This window comes from Micromonospora sp. WMMD730 (genome assembly GCF_049178955.1).
Lineage (GTDB): Bacteria > Actinomycetota > Actinomycetes > Mycobacteriales > Micromonosporaceae > Micromonospora > Micromonospora wenchangensis.
The window spans coordinates 7357162-7376411 of the sequence record NZ_JBMHML010000002.1; the positions used below are offsets into that span (position 1 = coordinate 7357162).

The following is a 19250-nucleotide window of genomic DNA, read 5'->3' on the forward strand; positions in this document are numbered from 1 at the left end:
GCCGTCCCGCGTGGCGCGGGGGAGCTACCCTAGCCGGTCGCGGAAATGGTCGATGGTGCGTCGCAGGCCCTCCTCGGGCGAGACCTCCGGCTGGTATCCCAGCAGGTCCCGGGCGAGGGTCAGGTCGGGACGGCGCATCTCCGGGTCGTCCGCGCTGCGGGTGACGTAGGTCACCTGTGACGTGCTGCCGGAGAGTGACACGATCGTCTCGGCGAGTTGCCGCATCGACATCTCGTGTTCGGTGCCGCAGTTGATCGGGCCGGTCTGCGTCGAGTCGAGCAGCAGCAGGATGCCGCGCACCAGGTCGTCGACGTAACAGATCGACCGGGTCTGGTCACCGGTGCCGTGCACGGTGATCGGCTCGCCGCGCAGCGCCTGGGAGATGAAGGTGGGGATCGCCCGGCCGTCGTCCGGGCGCATCCGCGGGCCGTACGTGTTGAAGATCCGGACGATCGCCGCGTCCAGCCCCCGACTGCGGTGGTAACCCATGGTGGCCGCCTCGGAGAAGCGCTTCGCCTCGTCGTAGACGCTGCGCACCCCGATCGGGTTGACGTTGCCCCAGTACGTCTCCCGCTGCGGGTGTTCCTTCGGGTCCCCGTACGCCTCGGAGGTGGAGGCCATCAGGAAGCGGGCGTCGTCGGCGACCGCGCGGTCGAGCAGGTGCAGGGTGCCCACCGAACCGACCCGGAGGATCTCCACCGGCAGCTTCTCGAAGTCGGTCGGGCTGGCCGGGGACGCCATGTGCATGATCGCGTCGAACCGCTGCGCCAGGGCCGGGTGGTGGGTGGGCAGGCCGTCGGAGATGTCCGCCTCGACCAGGGTGAACCGGGGATGCTCGGCCAGGTGCGCGACGTTGTCCTTGGAACCGGTGACGAAGTTGTCCAGTGCGACCACCGTGCACCCGCGCTCGACCAGGGCGTCCGCCAGGTGTGACGGCACGAACCCGGCACCGCCGGTGACCAGGACGCGGTGACCGTTTCCGAACCGCTGGGCAACCTTCATGGCGGCCAGCCTACTTCTCCCCGCTGCCCGGGGCCCGGTCGACCCGAGGCCGGGCGCGCCTCGTCCTGCGCCCGTCCCCGCCCGGTGGACGACTCCCCGGGGTGACCGACGGGTGGGCCCCCGACGCGAGCGGTCGCGTCGGGGGCCCGTGGTGCCGGTCGTTCAGTGCGCGCCCGCGCCGGTGAGGGCACGTACCTCCAACTCGGCGTACTTGTCCTCGTCGTGTTCCTTGGAGATCACCGTGCCGAGCCAGCCGCAGAGGAACCCGAACGGGATGGACAGCAGGCCCGGGTTGGACAGCGGGAACCACTGCCAGTCGTGGTCCGGGAACATCGAGGTGGGTGCCCCGGAGACGACAGGCGAGAAGAACACCAGGAACACGGCCGAGACCAGGCCGCCGTAGATCGCCCAGACCGCGCCCGAGGTGTTGAACCGCTTCCAGAACAGGCTGTAGAGGATCGCCGGCAGGTTGCCCGACGCGGCCACCGCGAACGCCAACGCCACCAGGAAGGCCACGTTCAGGCTCTGCGCGTAGATCGACAGGGCGATCGAGACCGCGCCGATGACCAGGGCCGAGATCCGGGCCACCCGGACCTCCTGGCGTTCGGAGGTCTGCCCCTTCTTGACCACGTTGGCGTAGAAGTCGTGCGCCAGGCTGGAGGACGAGGCCAGGGTCAGGCCGGCGACCACCGCCAGGATGGTCGCGAACGCCACCGCCGCGATGATCGCCAACAGCGTCGCCCCACCCAGGTCGCCGCCGAGGAAGGTCTTGCCCAGTTCCTCGGCGAGCTGCGGCGCGGCGGTGTTGCCGGCCTTGTCCTGCGCGATGATCTCCTTGCCGCCGACCAGCGCCGCCGCGCCGAAGCCCAGGGCCAGGGTCAACAGGTAGAAGGTGCCGATGATGCCGATCGCCCAGAGCACGCTCTTGCGGGCCGCCTTGGCGGTCGGCACCGTGTAGAAGCGGATCAGGATGTGCGGCAGGCCGGCGGTGCCGAGCACCAGGGCGATGCCCAGCGACAGCAGGTCCATCTTGTTGTAGAAGGTCTGCGTCGAGTTGCCGGCCACCTCGACGCCGTACCGGAGCCCGGGTTCGAGGAACGCGCTGCCCTTGCCCGACGTGGCGGCGGCGTCACCGAGCAGCGCCGACAGGTTGAAGTTGTACTTCGCCAGCACCAGCACGGTCATCACCAGCGCGCCGGTCATCAGCAGGAACGCCTTGACGATCTGGACGTACGTGGTGCCCTTCATGCCGCCCACGGTCACGTAGATGATCATCAGGGCGCCGACCATGATGATGGTGGCCACCTTGGCGGTGTCGGCGTCCATGCCCAGGAACGTCGTGCCCGGCTTGATCCCCAGCAGCAGCGCGACCAGGGCGCCCGCGCCCACCATCTGGGCCAGCAGGTAGAAGATCGACACGGTGATGGTGGAGACCGCCGCCGCGGTACGCACCGGGCGCTGACGCATCCGGAACGCCAGCACGTCGGCCATCGTGTAGCGGCCCGAGTTGCGCAGCAGCTCCGCCACCAGCAGCAGCGCCACCAGCCAGGCGACCAGGAAGCCGATGGAGTAGAGGAAGCCGTCGTAGCCGTACAGCGCGATGATGCCGGCGATGCCGAGGAACGACGCGGCCGACATGTAGTCGCCGCCGATCGCCATGCCGTTCTGGAAACCGGAGAACGACCGGCCGCCGGCGTAGAAGTCGGTGGCCGTCTTGGTCTGCCGGCTGGCCCAGATCGTGATCGCCAGCGTCACCGCCACGAACACCAGGAACAGGGTGATGGTCAGGTTGCGGGCGGTGCCGCCGCCCGCCTCAACCGCGAGGACCGTGTTCACGGTTCACCTCCCCGATCTCGGCGCGGATGCGGTCGGCCGTCGGGTCGAGCTTGCGGTCGGCGTACCGGGAGTAGAGCCAGGCGATGAGGAACGTCGAGACGAACTGGAGCAGCCCGAAGATCAGCGCCACGTTGATGTTGCTGCCGAAGAGCTTCGTGCCCATGAAGTCCCGCGCGTAGGCGGAGAGGATCACGTAGAGCGCGTACCACAGGAAGAACGCGACGGTCATCGGGAAGACGAAGCTGCGCAGCGCGCGGCGCAACCCGACGAACTCGTCCGACCGTTGTACGGCCAGATAACGCTCCGCCGCCGAGTCGGCCGGGGCGGGCGTGGGTGTGTCCGTGGACATCTGTGGATCACCACCTTCACAGGCATCGGGAGTTTCGCGCACCGTAGAGAGCGGCCCGCCGGCAAGAAAAGGTGCAGATCGATCCCGGCAGTCCCCTGCGCCGAACGGTCCCCCACCTGCGCCCAGTGACCCACGTCACCCCGCTCACCGGCGTGACCGCGTGTTGATCCAGCCTCCTGGGCCGGAGTTGCGGTATCCGCCGGCCAGGATGCCGCTATATCGGTGACATTGCGGCGCCACCTAGCCCCGCACGGGCGGGGCTGGTCAGGGAAGCTGGTGGTAGCGGCCCCGGTGGTGCAGGAGGGGCGGGGTGTCGGCGACGATCTCGACCGTCTCGATGGTCGCCTCGACGAGGAGGGCCCAGCCGTACTCCCGGGCGGTGTCCAGGCGGCAGCCGGCCCAGCTCCCGGCGTCGGCGGGCACCGGCCCGTAGGGCGTGTCGGTCCACGCGTCGGTGGCGAACAGCCCACCCGGCGAGGGGAAGAGCCCGGCGAACCGGTCCGCGAGCTGCCGGTGGGACGGCCCGAGCGGGGCGACCGCGAACCGGCCGGCGTCCTCGATCGCCGTCCACAGGTCGGCCTCGGGGTCGACCAGGCCGAGCAGCCGGTCCGGCTCGCCCTCGGCGACCAGGGTTGACGACACGGTCAGCCCGGCCGGGCCGGGAGCGGTCCAGAGCGTCACCGGCGCGGCGAGCCGCCCCCGCAGCCGACGGGCCGGCGAGCGTTGCCCGGTCGGCACCGCGAACGGGTCGGTGTGGTGGATCTCGGCACCCGGTTCTGGATTCACGTGAAACATTGTGGCCCCCGCCGCCCGGCACGTCCCATGATCGTCCGCACCCGACCGCCCGCGCCACGCCGATCCGGTACCGTCCGGGCCGAGATGGTCACCGGGCCCGGACGAGGTCCGGGCGCGCGCCCAGCCGAGAAAGCGCTCGTGCAGGTCGGCCGGCCGGGCGTGGCCGGTGAGCTGGCCGAGTTGGTCGCCGGCCTCCATCATCAGCGTGCCCAGGTGGACAAGCAGGGCGGTCCGCTGGCCCCGGTACTCGGCCAGCAACGTGAGCCGGGCCGGCTGGCAGGGCCAGGGCGCGCCGCACGCCCGGCAGCGCCACAACGGCCGCATCGCCACATGTGGCACGAACCGCCTCACCACCTGCTCCACCCCTCGCCGCGCCGACATCCCGGATACGCCAGGAGGGATCTTGGAGAGTTCCGGCCTCCCTGGGGGCCGTTTCCCGCCAAGATCCGGGCCGCCTCGCGCGGGGAGTGCGAGTGGCCGTGGCCGGTGCGGTGCGGCGAGCGGCAGGCGGTGCCGAACGGATCGATGGTCTCGACCGGGTGGGCCGGCGACGTGGCTCCGGCACGGAAGTCTCCTTCGCGGGTGTGGGGTCGCCCCGGCCGGAGTCGACCGGGGCGACCCGCGCAGGACCGGTCGCCGGGACGCTGCCTCCACCGACCGGGCCGCGTGCCCTCCACCCTGGACTCGGTGACCGGAGCAGGAGAGGATGCCAGCGGTTACTACGGAGCGCGTTCGCGTACTTACCAGATAGGTGAGTGATGGACTTCGAGATGTGGGTCCGGGCGTTGAAGGCGGCCAGGGCCGGTGCCGGGGTGTCCCAGGAGGCCCTGGCCGGCCTGGTCAAGTGGAGCCCGTCGCTGATCGCCGCGATCGAGACCGGTCGCCGCCGCCCGACCATGGAGTTCGCCGTCGCGACCGACGAAGCCCTCGGCACCGGCGGCCTCCTCACCGACCACGAGGGGGAACGGGCACCATCATGGTTCCTGCCCTGGCAGAGCTACGAGGCCCAGGCGGTCCGGCTGCGAAACTTCGAGCCGTGTCTGGTACCCGGGCTGCTCCAGACCGAGGACTACGCGCGGGCCGTCTTCTCGGCCGGCGGGCTCCAGCGGGACGAGCGGGTGGAGGAACTGCTCGCGCTCCGGATGAGCCGACAGGCGGTGCTGAGCCGGGACGACCCACCCGAGTTCGTCTTCGTCATCGACGAGAGCGCACTGCGGCGGTCGATCGGTGGGCCTGCGGTGATGGACCGGCAGCTCGGACGGCTGCTGGAGGCTGCTGAGCTGCCCCACGTGCGACTCCATGTGCTGCCGCTCGATGCCGGTGCGCACGTCTCGCTGGGCGGTGGCTTCGTGCTGGCGGAGCTGCCCGGGAGCGAGCAGGTCCTGTGTCTGGACAACACCGCCCGGGGGCAGATCGCGGACCATCCGGAATGGATTCGACTGATGCTGCGCAAGTGGGAGAGTCTGTTGGGTGAGGCGCTGGCCGAGCGCGCCTCGCTCGATCTGGTCAACAAGCTGAAGGTGACGCCATGACCTCTGACGGGCCACGCATGACCCCTGACGAGGCACGCTGGCGGACCTCGTCGCGTTCCGACGACTCCGGTAACTGTGTCGAGGTGGCGGACAATCTGCCCGGGGTGGTGCTGGTCCGGGACAGCAAGGACCGCTGTGGCCCGACGCTCCACTTCACCCCCGAGACCTGGCGTTCCTTCGTCACCTCGACGGGAACCGCCGCCGGGCTGGAGGGACGACGGGTATGTCGTTGAGCGCCGATGACCGGCTGGCGATCCACGAACTCGTCGCGCTGCACGGCCACCTGATGGACGACGGGGCGTTCGACCGGTTGTCCGAGCTGTTCACCGACGACTTCGCCTACGACGTCACCGCCTACGGGTTCGGCGTCCTGCGGGGGTACGCGGCGTTCGCCGAGGCGGCGCGGACCCTGGGCGACGGCAACCCGCTCGGCCACCACGTGACCAACGTCGTGGTCAGTGAGGACGCCGACGGCACCGTCCGGGTCCGCTCGAAGGGGCTCGGCGTGCCGGTCGACGGCCCGGTGGGCACCGTGGTCTACGAGGACGTGGTCCGTCGGGTCGAGACGCAGCCCCCGGCAGGGACGGCCGGCGCGCAGCGGCCGGCGACGGGCTGGCGGATCAGCTACCGGAGGGTGGTCCCGCGTCGTCGACCGCTGCATCCCGAGGGGCGGAGTCAGCACCCCGAGGAGCGGGGTCAGCACCCCGAGGGGTGAGGTCCGCCTCCCGGGCCGTGCCGTCCGGCCCGTCGGACAGGGCGGCACGGGCGGCGGCCAGCACCTGCGGGTCGGCGCAGCCGGCCGCGTAACCGGCGATCCGACGACGGATGTCCCGGGTGAGCAGCCAGACGCCGACCCGGTCGGCGACCGGCCGCAGGAACGCCGGCCGGCAGCGGAAGCTGTACCGCCAGGTGGCGACCGTGTGGCCCGGCTCGGGTGCGGGGGCGAACCGCCAGCCACCGGCGAACATCTCGAAGAACCACGGGCCGCGCACCATCTTCATCCCGACGTTCGTCGGCGGGGCGAAGGAGACGTACTCGCTGACCATCGCCAGGCCGTGCCGGGAGCGGGTGAAGGTACGCACCCCCTTGCCGGGCCGGGTGGCCCCGTCGACGAAGTGCTGCTCGCGGACGAACGGGTCCCACCGGTAGCGCACCGGCGCGACGGTCTGCGACACCGCGAACGCCACCTCCGGCGGGACCGCGACGGTGGTGACCGCCTCGACGACCGGCATCAGCGGCGGGGGGTCACGGTCGACAGCAGCTCCGGCATCCGGCGGTCCAGCACGTCCCCGGCCAGGTACGCCCCGAGCAGCGCCGCCCCCACCCCGTACGCCGCGCCGACCGGCAGGGCCAGCCAGAGCCAGACGTCACCGAGCAGCCCGGCGGCCACCACCATCGGTACGGCGGCAGCCGCCGAACCGACCATCGACAGCAGGGTGAGCATGCTCTTGGCGATTCCCGAGCCGCTGTTCATCGCGAACGGGTTACTCGTCTCCGGCAGCGAGTACGCCCCGAGCACCGAGATGAACCCGTTGATCGCCAACCCCACCCCGTACGAGGCGAGCAGCGCGCCCGCCGCCACCCCGAACCACTCCGGCCGGCCGAGCACCCCGCTGATGATCAGGGAGACGACGCCGAGCATCGGCAGCACGTACACGGAGAAGGCGGTCATCCGGGCGCGCAGCTCCAGCCGACCCGGCACCCCGGCCACGACGTTGGCCGCGTAGGCGCTGCCGTCGAAGCCGAACTGGTTGGCCAGGGTCACCGAGGCGAGCACGCCGACGAAGAGCATCGAGATGCTGAGCAGCACCGGCGACGGGTCGCCGGTGGCCTCGAAGCCCTCCTGGCCGACGGCGAACCCGGCGCCACCGAGGTTGACCATCACCGGGACGAAGATCCCGACCACCGCGATGGTGATCAGGTTGGCCCGTCGCCGGGCGTCCCGCCACCAGTAGCGGCACTCGCGGGCCACCAGCGCGCCGAACCGGTCCCGGCGGGCCCAGCCGACCGCCCGGGGGAAGAGTTGGGCGACCGCACCGCCGGTCGGTGCCTGGCGGGCCTTGGCCGGGGCGGCGCTGGCCGCGCCGACCATCGCCGACTCCAGCGACCGGGACCACCACAGCAGCAGCGCCCCGATGGTCACCGCGGTGATCAGCAGCTTGACCGGCACGGCCCAGGCCCGGCCCTCGGCCACGTCCAGGCCGATCGTCCAGGGCGCGCCGAACGGGGTCCAGCCGACGATCCGGGCCACCCCGACGAGCCGGTCCCAGTCGGCGGTGCGTACGGCGGCCAGCACCACGAGCTGCAACGGGCCGAGCAGCGCGGCGACCACGGCGAGCAGCACGGCGGCCAGGTCGCGCACCCGGCGGGACCGCAGCATGGTGGCGAACGCGCTGGTCACCGCGCGGGTGGCGGCGACACAGAGCAGCACCCCGGCGACCACGCCGAGGGCGGCGACGACCCCGGCGACCGCGCCGCCGAGCAGCGCGGCGCTGACCACCAGCCCGGTGACCGCGACCAGCACCGCGAACACCGGGACGCTGACCAGGGCCGCCGCGAACAGCCCGGTGACCAGGGTGCGGCGGGACAGCGGCAGCAGGGCGAACCGGGCCGGGTCGAGGGTCTCGTCGACGCCGAAGAAGACCAGTGGCAGCAGCAGCCAGCCGAGCACCAGCACCCCGCCGCCGAAGGCCGCGGCCATCACCGCGTACCGGGGTTCGTCGGCGAAGCCGGGGGCGGCGAACATGAGGAAACCGCCGGCCGCGAACCAGAGCCCGACCAGCACCCCGACCACGAACAGGGCGACCCGCCAGCCCTGGCCCCGGAAGTTGTTGCCCATCACCCGCAGCTTGAGCCGGACGAAGTGGCGCGGGGAGACCGCGCGGACCGGCGCGGTGGGCACGGGCGCGGTCACCGGGACAGCCACGCCAGCTCCTCACCGGTCGCCGTCCGGCCGCCGACGACCTCGACGAAGACGTCCTCCAGGGACCGGTCGCCGCGTACCTCGGCGAGGGTGCCGACCCGCTTGATGGTGCCCTCGGCGAGGATCGCCACGTGCGAGCAGAGCCGCTCGACGACCTCCATCACGTGACTGGAGAAGACCACCGTCCCGCCGCCGACCACGTACCGGTGCAGGATGTCGCGGATCAGCGCCGCCGACACCGGGTCGACCGCCTCGAACGGCTCGTCGAGCACCAGCAGCCGGGGGCCGTGCAGCAGCGCACAGGCCAGGCCGATCTTCTTCTTCATCCCGGCGGAGTAGTCGACCACCAGGGTCCGGCCGGCGTCGGTGAGGGCCAGCACGTCGAGCAGTTCCGCCGCCCGCTGGTCGACCACCGCCGGGTCCATGCCGCGCAGCAGACCGTGGTACGCCAGCAGCTCCGCGCCGCTGAGCCGGTCGAACAGCCGGACGCCGTCGGGCATGACGCCGAGCAGCCGTTTCGCCTCGACCGGGTCACCCCAGACGTCGTGCCCGAGCACCCAGGCCTGGCCGTGGTCGGGCCGGAGCAGTCCGACGGCCATCGACAGGGTGGTGGTCTTGCCGGCGCCGTTGGGGCCGAGCAGGCCGTAGAACGAGCCGGCGGGGACGGCCAGGTCCACCCCGGCGACCGCCACCTTGCCGTCGAATTGCTTGGCCAGGCCACGGAGTGCCAGCGCAGGGTGTTCACCAGTCATGTCCCGACCGTATCCGGGCCGGGCGAGGAGCCGCTCCCGCCAGGGGACGATCCCGGATCATCCCGCAGGCGGACGACCGGGCGGGGGTGGTTCCGGGAGGACGTCGACCGCGATACCGGCCGACCGGGACGAACCGTCAGGAACGGAGCGACTCGGGCGCGTGCAGGCGGAGCATGGTGGCGCCGACGTCGACCGGGGTGCGGCGTCGGGTCGCCATCGACACCGCGATCATCACGGTGAAGGCGAGCGGCACCGTCCAGGCGGCGGGCTGGGTGGTGAGGGTCGCCGGCCAGCCGGTCAGCGGCGGCCCGAGCACGGTGACCAGCACCGCGCCGATAGCCGCGCCGCCGCCGACCAGCACGCCGGCCGCCGCGCCGAGATCGGTCAGGCCGCGCCACCAGATGCCGAGCACCAGCAGCGGGCAGAAGCTGGACGCGGCGACCGCGAAGGCCAGCCCGACCACCTGGGAGACGTCCAGCCCGGAGACGTTCAGCGCGAGCACCGCCGGCACCCCGCCGGCGATCACCGTGGCCAGCCGGAAGCCGCGAACCGAGCCGTGCCCCAGCACGTCGGTGGAGATCACCCCGGCGACGCTGGTGAGCAGCCCGGACGAGGTGGACAGGAAGGCGGCGAACGCCCCGGCGGCGACCAGGGCGGAGAGCAGCCGCCCGGTGACGCCGTCACCGAGCGCCGCCTCGGGAAGCAGCACCACCACCGCGTCGGTCTGCCCGCTGACCAGCAGTTGCGGGGTGTAGATCCGACCGAGTACGCCGTACAGCGTGGGCAGCAGATAGAAGACGCCGACCATGGCCAGCACCACCAGGGTGGTCCGCCGGGCCGACGCGCCGTCGGGGTTGGTGTAGAAGCGCACCAGCACGTGCGGCAGTCCCATGGTGCCGAGGAAGGTCGCCAGGATCAGCGAGTAGGTGGCGAACAGACCCCGGTCGTCGTCCCCGGCGGCGCTGGGCAGCAGCCAGTCGGTGGCCCCGATGGCGACCCCGGACACCTCGGGCACCGGGTCACCGGCGGCGAAGCTCAGCTCGTCGCCGGGGCGTACCTCACGGATGGTGCCGTCGGGGAAGGTGAGGGCCGCGCGGTGCTCGACCACGACGGTGGTGGCGGTGCGGAACGCCGGCCCGTCGGGCGGGGTCACCGCCGGTCGGGCGTCGGCCTGCCACTGCAGGGCCAGGAAGATCGCGGGTACGGCGAGCGCCGTCAACTTCAGCCAGTACTGGAACGCCTGCACGAAGGTGATCGCCCGCATCCCGCCCAACGCCACGTTGGCGGTGACCACCGCGGCGACCAGCAACGCCCCCACCGGGTACGGCGAGCCGGCCACCGTGGCCAGCGTCAGCCCGGCGCCCTGCAACTGCGGCACCAGGTAGAGCCAGCCGATGAAGATGACGAAGACGGTGGCCAGGGTGCGCAGCCGGCGGGAACCGAGCCGCAGCTCGCAGAAGTCGGGCAGGGTGAACGCCCCGGAGCGGCGCAGCGGCGCGGCGACGAAGAGCAGCAGCGCCAGGTAGCCGGCGGCGAAACCGACCGGGTACCAGAGCACGTCGACGCCGTACTTGAGGACCAGCCCGGCGATGCCGAGGAAGCTCGCCGCCGACAGGTACTCCCCGCCGATGGCGGCGGCGTTCCAGGTCGGACTGACCGTCCGGGAGGCCACCAGGAAGTCGGAGGTGGTCCGGGCCAGGCGCAGTCCGTAGAAGCCGATGCCGACGGTGATCAGGGTGACCGCGACGATCGCCGGTACGACGTACCCGTTGCCCATCTCAGCGTTCCGGTCGCTGGACGAGGTCGACGAAGTCCTGTTCGTTGCGTTCGGCGAGCCGCACGTACGCCCAGCCGACGGCGATGAGGAAGGGGAACGAGACCACCCCGAGCAGCAGCCAGGGCAGGTTGACGCCGAGCACGGTGACCCGGGCGACCGGGGGTGCGATGGCGAACAGCCAGGGCAGCCCGCCCAACCCGATGAGCACCAGCAGGCTCAGCCGCAGGGCGAGGGTGAGCTGTGCCCGGACCAGGCCCCGGACCAGCGCCTCACCGACCCGGGTCTGCTGGGTCAACTCGGTGCGGGTGTGGGCGGCCCGGGTGTCCCGGCGGGAGACGCCGGCCAGCACGATCCGTACCCGTCCGGTCGACCGGACGGCCGGCGGCCCCGGGTCCACCGATGGCGGTTCGGGGTGGTGGTCGGCGGTCACCCGGGCAGTCTCGTCCGCCCCACCCGAATGTCAAGTGTCGTCCACCGGGGGTGTGGACAACCTGTGGACAAGGCGACCGGCCTGTGGATGACGGTGGGCGACCCGGCGACCACCATGGCGTTACGTCTGATTCGTCCTCACCGGAACGTCACCCGGAGATCATCTGTAACGGCCTTGCCGGCATTGACCCAGGCCCCTACGCTGGGGCAGCCAATCCCTTCCTCTTCGAACACGGGGTCTCTATGCGCAAAATTCGCACTCTCCTCGGCGTCGGTCTCGCCGGAGCATGTGCACTCGCCGTGGTGCCGGGTACGGCCTCCGCGGCTCCCGTCTCCGCGCCGCTGCAGAAGGCGGCTGCCCTCGACGACGTGACCGGCGCCTACTACCCGGTCTCCCCGGCCCGGCTGCTGGACACCCGCAACGGCACCGGCGCCCCGGTCGGCAAGATCGGCGCCGGCAAGAAGGTCGACCTCCAGGTCGCCGGCCGTGGTGGCGTACCGGCCAGCGGCGTCGGCGCGGTCGTGCTGAACGTGACCGTCACCGGTCCCAGCGCCGCCAGCTTCCTCACCGCCTACCCGACGGGTGAGTCCCGCCCCACCGCCTCCTCGGTGAACTTCGCCAAGGGCTGGCTGGGCTCCAACAACGTCACCGTGAAGCTCGGCTCCGGTGGCAAGGTCTCGGTCTACAACAACAGCGGCTCGACCGACGTGATCGTCGACGTGGTCGGCTTCTACGCGGGCGACAACAGCCTCACCAACCGGGCCGGCGGCCAGTACGAGTGGTACCTGCCGATGCGGTACTGGGACAGCCGGGAGGACCCGGAGGGCAAGCCCCCGGCCGGTCAGGTGCTGGAATACTCGCTCGACTTCGGGGACTACAACCCGCACGTCAAGTCGTTCGTCCTGAACGTCACCGCGGTGTCGCCGGCCAAGTCCGGCTTCCTCACCGCATGGTCCGGCAAGGGCACCCGGCCGGGCGCCTCGACGGTGAACTACCTCGCCGGCAAGAACGTGCCGAACCTGACCTTCGTGCAGACCACCCCCTGCACCGGCACCGAGCAGAACGAGTGGTGCATCCCGGGTGCGCCGAAGTTCAGCATCTACACGTCGCAGGCGGCGCACGTCCTGGTCGACCTGGTCGGCGTGGTCGACGACGGCGACTCCCCGTACGGCATGCGGTTCGCCCCGCTGAGCCCGACCCGGATCGTGGACAGCCGCTCCAACCTGGGCATCTCCGGTGCCATCCCGGCGGGCGGCACCCGCAAGGTGACCGCCCCGGCCGAGCTGGTCACGCCCGACACCGATGTGCTGGCGATGAACGTCACCGCCGTCACCCCGACCAACAACACGGTCATCACCACCTGGCCGGCCGACTTCGACGGCGTCGGCAAGCCCGACACCAGTAACCTGAACCCGTACGCGGGCCAGGTCGTCTCCAACGGCGTGCTGGGTGTCATCGGCCCGAACTACGCGTTCAACGTCAACAACCTGTCCGGCAGCACGCACCTGGTCGCCGACGTGGTGGGCACGTTCTACTACCCGGAGGCGGCCACGGCCAAGTCGGCCGCGTCGCTGAAGGGCGGCAAGGCCAAGCCGAGCGCGGTTCCGGGCTCGAACCGGAGCTGACCGGCAGCAGCCACGACGGCTGACCGTCAGCCGTCACCGCGGAGCGCCCCGACCACACGGTCGGGGCGCTCTCGCGTTTGCGCGAATGGGACGGTGGTTTCGTCGGAGGCCCGGCTCACGTGCCGGTCGTCGATCCGGTAAGGGCGCAATGCCCTTTCTTGGCATTCCGTCGATACGGCCTTGCCGCTCGTGATCACCGCCCATAGTGTGTGGTCCACAATCACTCTTCCTTCTTCACGGGGTAATGCATGCGCATTTTTCGCGCTCTACTCGGCATGAGCGTTGCCGGGGCCTGTGCGCTGGCCGTACTGCCGGGAATGGCGCTGGCCGCGCCGACCGCGCCGTACACGGTCCTCACCGTCGACGTCGGCGACCAGACCGGCGGCTATCCGATCTACCGGTCCGACGTCTTCGACCGCGACAACTCCACCATCTCCGTGGTCGCGCAGAGCAACGACCGGCTGGCGGTCGATACCAACCGGGCCGGCTCCTACGTGCGGCTCAGGATCCAGCCGCCGGCCGGCGAGCAGTGGACTGCCGGACAGACCTACCAGGCCACCTGGCAGGGCGACGGCGGCACCGCCGCCATGGACCTGGCCTCCGACGGGCGCGGCTGCGGCCACGTCAGCGGGTGGATCAAGGTCCGGCAGGCCGAGCGGGACGGTGACACCGGCCGGGTCAACGCGTTCGCCGCCGCCTACGAGTACAGCTGCCGGGACAGCACCTACTACACCGGCACGGTCAGCGGCGAGCTGCGCTGGAACTCGTCAGTGGACTACGCGGTCGCGCACGGCGAGCCCAACCCGGTGAGCTTCAGCTACCAGGAGCTGGCGGTGCCCAGCGCGGCCCGTACGGTGACCTTCCGGTCCGTCGGCAGCGCCCCGGTCACCTTCGGGGCGGCCAGCCTCGGTGGCCCGACGCCCGAGGCGTTCGCGCTGCTCGACTCGAACTGCACCGGCCGGACGCTGACCCCGGGGCAGACCTGCACGGTCTCGGTCGCGGCCAAGCCGACCAGGGAGGGTGTGCAGCAGGCGAGCCTGCTGCTCGCCGACGACAGCGCCTCCGGCACCCGGCGCGTGCAGTTGGCCGTGGAGGGCTTCCGGGGCGTCACCGGCAGCTACTACCCGCTGTCGCCGAAGCGCCTGATGGACACCCGCTCCGGGTTGGGCGCGCCCAAGGCCAAGATCGGCCCGGGTAAGAAGGTCGACCTCCAGGTCACCGGGCGGGGCGGGGTGCCGAGCAGCGGTGTCGGCTCCGTCGTGCTGAACGTGACGGTCGTCGGCCCGACGGCGGGGAGCTTCCTGACCCTCTACCCCGCCGGCCAGAACCGTCCGACCGCGTCCTCGATCAACTTCGCGAAGTCGTGGCTCGGCTCGAACAGCGTCACCGTCAAGGTGGGCTCGGGCGGCAAGGTGTCGGTCTACAACCACGCCGGGTCGACGGACGTCGTGGTCGACGTGACGGGCGTCTGGGCCGGGAACAACTCGCTCTCCAGCCGGGGGTCGGGCGGCCAGTACCAGTGGATCAAGCCGTTCCGGCTCTACGACACCCGGGACGACGGCGCTCCTCTGTCCGCCAACTACTACATGGAGAGTTGGCTCAGCTTCGGCAGCGTCAACGCCAACGTCAGGGCGCTGGTCGTCAACATCACCGCCGTCTCGCCCCGCAAGGCCGGCTACCTGACGGCCTGGAACGGGCAGGGGGACGTGCCGAGTGCGTCCACGGTCAACTACCCGGCGGGCAAGGTGGTGCCGAACCTCGCCATCGTCGAGACCGTCGAGTGCACCGAGTGCGGCGGCAAGCGGGCACCGCAGTTCGCGATCTACACCTCGCAGACCACCCACCTGGTGGTGGACGTGGTGGGCGTGATCGACGACGGCACCGTCCCGGACGGCCTGCGGTTCACGCCGATGTCGCCGACCCGGATCGCGGACAGCCGGATCGGCCAGGGCCTGCCGAGCGTCCTCGGGCCGACCGCGGTCGGCAAGGTCACCGCACCGGCGAGCATGCTGACCCCCAGCACGCAGGTGCTCGCGATGAACGTCACCGCGGTCACCCCGACCAGCAACACCGTGCTCACGGTGTGGCCGGCCGACTCGGCGATGACCCGGCCGACGGCGAGCAACCTCAACCCGGCCGCCGGGCAGACCGTCTCCAACGCGGTGCTGGGCATCCTCGGCCCCACGCAGGGCTTCAACGTCTACAACCACTCGGGTAACACCCATGTGGTCGCCGACGTCGTCGGCACGCTCTGGGTCTACCCGGGTACGGCTACTCCGCCCACGAGCCGGGCCACGACCCCCGGTAGCAGGCTCAAGGTGACCGACTCCGGCGTGGGCGCCCCCTCCCCGCGCTGACCCGCCACCAAGGCGAAGGGCGTCCCGGCCTCGGCCGGGACGCCCTTCGCCGTTCCCGCGCCAGGGGGCCGATGTTGCGGCATCCGGGGCACTCCGTCACCGCAACACCGCCGATACTGCGACGATCAGCCGCCGGCACTGCGACGATCATGGTCGCAGCCGGGTCAGCGGTTCCAGTCCTGTTTGGCGGCGCGGACCAGCTTGTCCTTCAGCTCCCGGGTGTGCCGGCGGCTCACCGGCAACTCGGCGGCGTCGATCAGCACCACGTACCCCGAGTTGACCAGGCGCAGCTCCGCGATCAGCCGCAACTGCACCAGGTACGACCGGTGGATGCGCACGAAACCCGCGTCCGCCCAACGCTCGGCGAGGGTGGCCAGCGACACCCGGACCAGGTGCGACCCGTCGGCGGTGTGCAGCCGCGCGTAGTCGCCCTGCGCCTCCACCCAGCGCACCGCCGAGCGGGGCAGCATCCGGGTCGTCCCGGCCAGCTCCACCGGGATCGTCGGGTCCTCCTCGGCACGGGCCAGGGCAGCCGGGTGCGACGGCACCACCCGGGAACCCATCACCCGGCGCAGCGACTCGGCGAGCCGTTCGGCGCGTACCGGCTTGCGGACGTAGTCGGTGGCGCCCAGGTCGAACGCGTCGACCGCGCCGTCGTCGTACGCGGTGACGAAGACGATCGCGGGCGGGCGGGCGAACCGGCGCAGCACCCGGGCCAGTTCCATGCCGTCCAGGCCGGGCATCCGGATGTCCAGGAAGACCACGTCCACGTCGGTGTCCCGCAGCACCCGCAGCGCCTCGGTGGCGTCACCGGCCGTGTGCAGCCGGGCCACCCGGGGATCGGCCCGCAGGTGGTACGCCAACTCGTCGAGCGCCGGTGGCTCGTCGTCGACCGCCAGCACCCGCAGGAACCCGGAGGCGTTCACCGCGCCGCCCCGCTCGCTCACGCGCCGGCCCGTACGCCCGGGTGGAACTTCGGAATCCGCAGACTCACCTTCGTACCCGAGCCGGGGCCCGTCTCGACGACCAGGCCGAACCCGTCGCCGAAGACCGAGCGGAGCCGCTCGTCGACGTTGGAGAGGCCGACGTGCTGGCCGGGGTCGTCGGTCGGGTCGCTGCCGGCCCGGGTCAGCTCGGCGATCCCCGCGGTCAGCGTGGCCGGGTCCATCCCCACTCCGTCGTCCTCCACCGTGATGTGACACTCGGCACCCGCGTCCCGGGCCTCGATGCTCACCATGCCGGTACCGGGCTTGCGCGACAACCCGTGTCTTACCGCGTTCTCCACCAACGGTTGCAGGCACAGGAACGGCAGGGTCACCGGCAGCACCTCCGGGGCGATCTGCAACCGCACCTGCAACCGGTCACCGAACCGGGCCCGTTCGATGGTCAGGTAACGATCGATGGAACGCAACTCCTCGGCGAGGGTGGTGAACTCCCCGTGCGCCCGGAACGAGTACCTGGTGAACTCGGCGAACTCCAGGATCAGCTCCCGGGCCCGCTCCGGGTCGGTGCGCACGAACGACCCGATCGCGGTCAACGCGTTGTAGATGAAGTGCGGGCTGATCTGCGCCCGCAACGCCCGGACCTCGGCGCGGGCCAGCCGCTCCCGGGACGAGTCCAGCTCGGCCAGCGAGAGCTGGTTGCCGGCCCAGTGCGCGGTCTCCAGGGTGGCCTGCACCAGGCCCGGCGCGGGCGGCCCGTCGGCCACCGCGACGAGCGCCCCGACCACCCGGCCGTCGGCCGACAGCGGGGCCACCACCGCCCCCCGGACGAGGCAGTCCACCCGGTCGCAGTGCAGCTCCGACTCGCCCAGCACCGTCGACCGGCCGGTCTCGGCCACCCGCCGGGCCGCCGCGAGCAGTTGCCCGCCGTGGTGCCCGCCGCGCCCGTCGAGGGCCAGCAGCGTGTCGGCGTCCGTCAACGCCAGCCCGGCCGCCCCCACCAGGGCCCGCAGATGGCGTACGGCTTTCGCCGCGCCCGCCGGGTGCAGCCCGGTACGCAGCGGCTCGGCGGCCAGCCCTGCGGTGTGCAGCACCTCGTAGGTGGCCCGTTGGGTGGCGGTGGCGATGCCCCGTCGACCGCGCAGCCGCAGCGCCGCCCAGAGCGCGGCGGCGAGCGCGGTCACCAGCGAGACGACGCCGACCACGGCGGAGAGGTTGCCACCCACCCCGCGATCCTGGCCTGTCCGGCCCGCCACGCCAAGGGGTTCAGTACGCGCCCTTGCGGGCCAGCACCACACCGACCGTGCGCCACAGGATGCTCAGGTCGTACGCCAGCGACCAGTTGTCGACGTAGTAGAGGTCGAGCCGGACCGCCTCGTCCCAGGAGAGGTCGGAACGGCCGGACACCTGCCACAGGCCGGTCATCCCGGGACGGACCAGCAGCCGCCGCCGTACGTCGCCGAGGAAGTCGCCGTCGTCGGCGGGCAGCGGACGCGGCCCCACCAGCGACATCTCCCCCCACAGCACGTTGATCAGCTGGGGCAGCTCGTCCAGCGAGGAGGCCCGCAGGAAGCGGCCCACCGGGAACACCCGGGGGTCCTGCTTCATCTTGAACAGCATGCCGTCGGTCTCGTTCTGGTCGACCAGACCGGCAAGCCGCTCCTCGGCGTTGACGTACATGGTGCGGAACTTCCACACCCGGAAGGTCCGCCCCTCGTGGCCCACCCGGGGCTGGCGGAAGAAGACCGGCCCGGGGTCGGAGAGCCGGATGGCCAGCCCGATGGCGAGGAAGACCGGCACGAGCAGCAGCAGGCCCAGCCCGGCGGCGACCCGGTCCATCAGGTTCTTGGCCAGCAGCGCCGGCCCGGACAGGGTCGGCTCCTCCACGTGCAGCAGCGGCAGGCCCTCGATGGGGCGGATGTGCACCCGGGGGCCGGCGATGTCGGTGAGCTGCGGGGCGACCACCAGGTCGACGCCGGAGCCCTCCAGCTGCCAGGCCAACCGGCGCAGCTCACCCGGTTCGGCGCTGGCCGAGCCGCAGACCGCGATGGTGTCCCCGCCGACCTCCCGCACCAGGGCCAGCACGTCCCGCCCGGCGTACACCGGGACGGGGGTCTGGATGCCCCGGGCGGCGGCGTACCCGTCGGTGATGTGGATGGCCACCGGCACCAGGCCGGCGGCCGGGTTGCGAGTGACGGCCGTGTAGACCTCCAGGCACTCCGGCAGGGTGCCCACCAGCACCATCCGGTGCCCGGCGTGCCCGGCCCGACCCCGGATGCGGTGCAACACGAACCGCGCCGTCATCCGCCCGACCAGCACCAGCACCAGCGCACCGAGGAGCGCGAAGCCCACGGTCCACCGGGAGAGCTGCGTGACGGTGGCGAAGGCGAGGAACGAGACCGTCGCGGCGACCGCGACGCCGGCCCGGATGACCCGCTTGTACTCGTCCGGGCCCAGTCCCAGGTAACGCCGGTCGTATGCCCGGTTTCCCCAGAGGATGACCACCCAGCCGAGCGGCAGCAGACCGAACGCGACCGTGTGGAACCAGGTCGGGTTCTCCTTCACGCCGTAGAAGCCGGAGGCCGCCTGGTCGAAGATCTGGATGGCGAGGAAACTCGCCAGGGCCGCCGCGGCGAAGTCGAGCAGCAGCAGCGCGACGATGTACGGGCGGTGCCAGCGGGACACCCGGCGTCGGGCGCGAGCCCATGCCGACCGGGGCACCCCGTTGTGTGACGGTGGTGTCGGCGGCTGGATCTCGAAGCTGTCCACGTGCCGCACGAGTTTGCTCCGGCCTGTGTTGGTTACCGGGCGCTGGAGGCTTGTCGTCACCTCAACCCATGTCCTCCCGCATGACACGCGCCGCTCACTCGCCGTGAGGGGCCCGGGTCGCCCACCGTTCCAGTCTCCCACGCTGGCAGCGGGTCAAACGCG

General features: G+C 71.7%; 17 protein-coding genes. 5 read left to right on the forward strand and 12 right to left on the reverse strand.

Going from position 1 to position 19250, the window contains the following annotated elements:
* Positions 1–24: 24 nt before the first annotated feature.
* The 4 genes from ACN265_RS31675 to ACN265_RS31690 form a co-directional block, all read right to left on the reverse strand.
* Positions 25–1002 carry a GDP-mannose 4,6-dehydratase gene (locus tag ACN265_RS31675; RefSeq protein WP_421411007.1) on the reverse strand — a complete coding sequence of 326 codons (978 nt, stop codon included), beginning with the start codon at positions 1000–1002 and terminating at the stop codon, positions 25–27.
* Between the two features lie 162 nt (positions 1003–1164).
* Complete coding sequence (locus ACN265_RS31680; protein WP_421411009.1) at positions 1165–2838, reverse strand: cation acetate symporter; 1674 nt, start codon at positions 2836–2838, stop codon at positions 1165–1167.
* Positions 2816–3187, reverse strand: a complete 372-nt coding sequence (locus ACN265_RS31685) for a DUF485 domain-containing protein (protein ID WP_088643583.1) — start codon at positions 3185–3187, stop codon at positions 2816–2818. Before ACN265_RS31685 ends, ACN265_RS31680 begins: the two co-directional genes overlap by 23 nt.
* A gap of 264 nt (positions 3188–3451) precedes the next feature.
* The gene (locus tag ACN265_RS31690) at positions 3452–4306 is read right to left on the reverse strand and encodes a flavin reductase family protein (protein ID WP_421411716.1); all 855 of its coding nucleotides are present in this window, start codon (positions 4304–4306) and stop codon (positions 3452–3454) included.
* A gap of 434 nt (positions 4307–4740) precedes the next feature.
* Here ACN265_RS31690 and ACN265_RS31695 point away from each other — a divergent pair, with 434 nt between their 5' ends.
* From ACN265_RS31695 to ACN265_RS31705, 3 genes are read left to right on the forward strand one after another with little or no spacing between them, the layout of a single operon-like run.
* Positions 4741–5514, forward strand: coding sequence for a helix-turn-helix domain-containing protein (locus tag ACN265_RS31695; protein WP_421411011.1), 774 nt, complete (start codon positions 4741–4743; stop codon positions 5512–5514).
* 17 nt (positions 5515–5531) lie between these two features.
* On the forward strand, positions 5532–5747 hold the full coding sequence (locus ACN265_RS31700; protein WP_420116373.1) for a DUF397 domain-containing protein: 216 nt from the start codon (positions 5532–5534) through the stop codon (positions 5745–5747).
* Complete coding sequence (locus tag ACN265_RS31705; RefSeq protein WP_420116364.1) at positions 5738–6229, forward strand: nuclear transport factor 2 family protein; 492 nt, start codon at positions 5738–5740, stop codon at positions 6227–6229. The genes ACN265_RS31700 and ACN265_RS31705 overlap by 10 nt, the downstream gene beginning before the upstream one ends.
* On the opposite strand, the gene ACN265_RS31710 is transcribed toward ACN265_RS31705, so the two are convergent.
* The 5 genes from ACN265_RS31710 to ACN265_RS31730 all read right to left on the reverse strand — a co-directional run bounded on the left by ACN265_RS31710 (position 6135) and on the right by ACN265_RS31730 (position 11363).
* Positions 6135–6746 (reverse strand): SRPBCC family protein, encoded by a 612-nt coding sequence (locus ACN265_RS31710; RefSeq protein ID WP_420116363.1) that lies wholly within the window; start codon positions 6744–6746, stop codon positions 6135–6137. The two genes, ACN265_RS31705 and ACN265_RS31710, sit on opposite strands and share 95 nt — an antisense overlap.
* Positions 6746–8440, reverse strand: a complete 1695-nt coding sequence (locus ACN265_RS31715; RefSeq protein WP_421411013.1) for an ABC transporter permease — start codon at positions 8438–8440, stop codon at positions 6746–6748. The genes ACN265_RS31710 and ACN265_RS31715 overlap by 1 nt, the downstream gene beginning before the upstream one ends.
* On the reverse strand, positions 8425–9189 hold the full coding sequence (locus ACN265_RS31720; protein WP_204925445.1) for an ABC transporter ATP-binding protein: 765 nt from the start codon (positions 9187–9189) through the stop codon (positions 8425–8427). Before ACN265_RS31720 ends, ACN265_RS31715 begins: the two co-directional genes overlap by 16 nt.
* A gap of 136 nt (positions 9190–9325) precedes the next feature.
* Positions 9326–10966, reverse strand: a complete 1641-nt coding sequence (locus ACN265_RS31725; protein ID WP_420116361.1) for a cation acetate symporter — start codon at positions 10964–10966, stop codon at positions 9326–9328.
* Between the two features lies 1 nt (position 10967).
* Entirely contained in the window at positions 10968–11363 is a 396-nt protein-coding gene (locus ACN265_RS31730) for a hypothetical protein (RefSeq protein ID WP_204925635.1), read from the reverse strand.
* A 335-nt stretch (positions 11364–11698) separates the two neighbouring features.
* Between ACN265_RS31730 and ACN265_RS31735 the strand changes: the two genes are divergently transcribed.
* Entirely contained in the window at positions 11699–13021 is a 1323-nt protein-coding gene (locus ACN265_RS31735; RefSeq protein WP_421411015.1) for a hypothetical protein, read from the forward strand.
* A 275-nt stretch (positions 13022–13296) separates the two neighbouring features.
* Positions 13297–15378 (forward strand): choice-of-anchor D domain-containing protein, encoded by a 2082-nt coding sequence (locus tag ACN265_RS31740; RefSeq protein ID WP_421411017.1) that lies wholly within the window; start codon positions 13297–13299, stop codon positions 15376–15378.
* Positions 15379–15542: 164 nt separating this feature from the next.
* Here the strand turns inward: ACN265_RS31740 and ACN265_RS31745 are convergent, their stop codons facing one another.
* From ACN265_RS31745 to ACN265_RS31755, 3 genes are read right to left on the reverse strand one after another with little or no spacing between them, the layout of a single operon-like run.
* Entirely contained in the window at positions 15543–16304 is a 762-nt protein-coding gene (locus ACN265_RS31745) for a LytR/AlgR family response regulator transcription factor (protein ID WP_088643667.1), read from the reverse strand.
* A gap of 17 nt (positions 16305–16321) precedes the next feature.
* Positions 16322–17545 carry a sensor histidine kinase gene (locus ACN265_RS31750; protein ID WP_204925441.1) on the reverse strand — a complete coding sequence of 408 codons (1224 nt, stop codon included), beginning with the start codon at positions 17543–17545 and terminating at the stop codon, positions 16322–16324.
* A gap of 40 nt (positions 17546–17585) precedes the next feature.
* A complete protein-coding gene (locus tag ACN265_RS31755) occupies positions 17586–19097 on the reverse strand; it encodes a sugar transferase (RefSeq protein WP_421411019.1) in 1512 nt (503 codons plus the stop codon).
* Positions 19098–19250 lie beyond the last annotated feature (153 nt).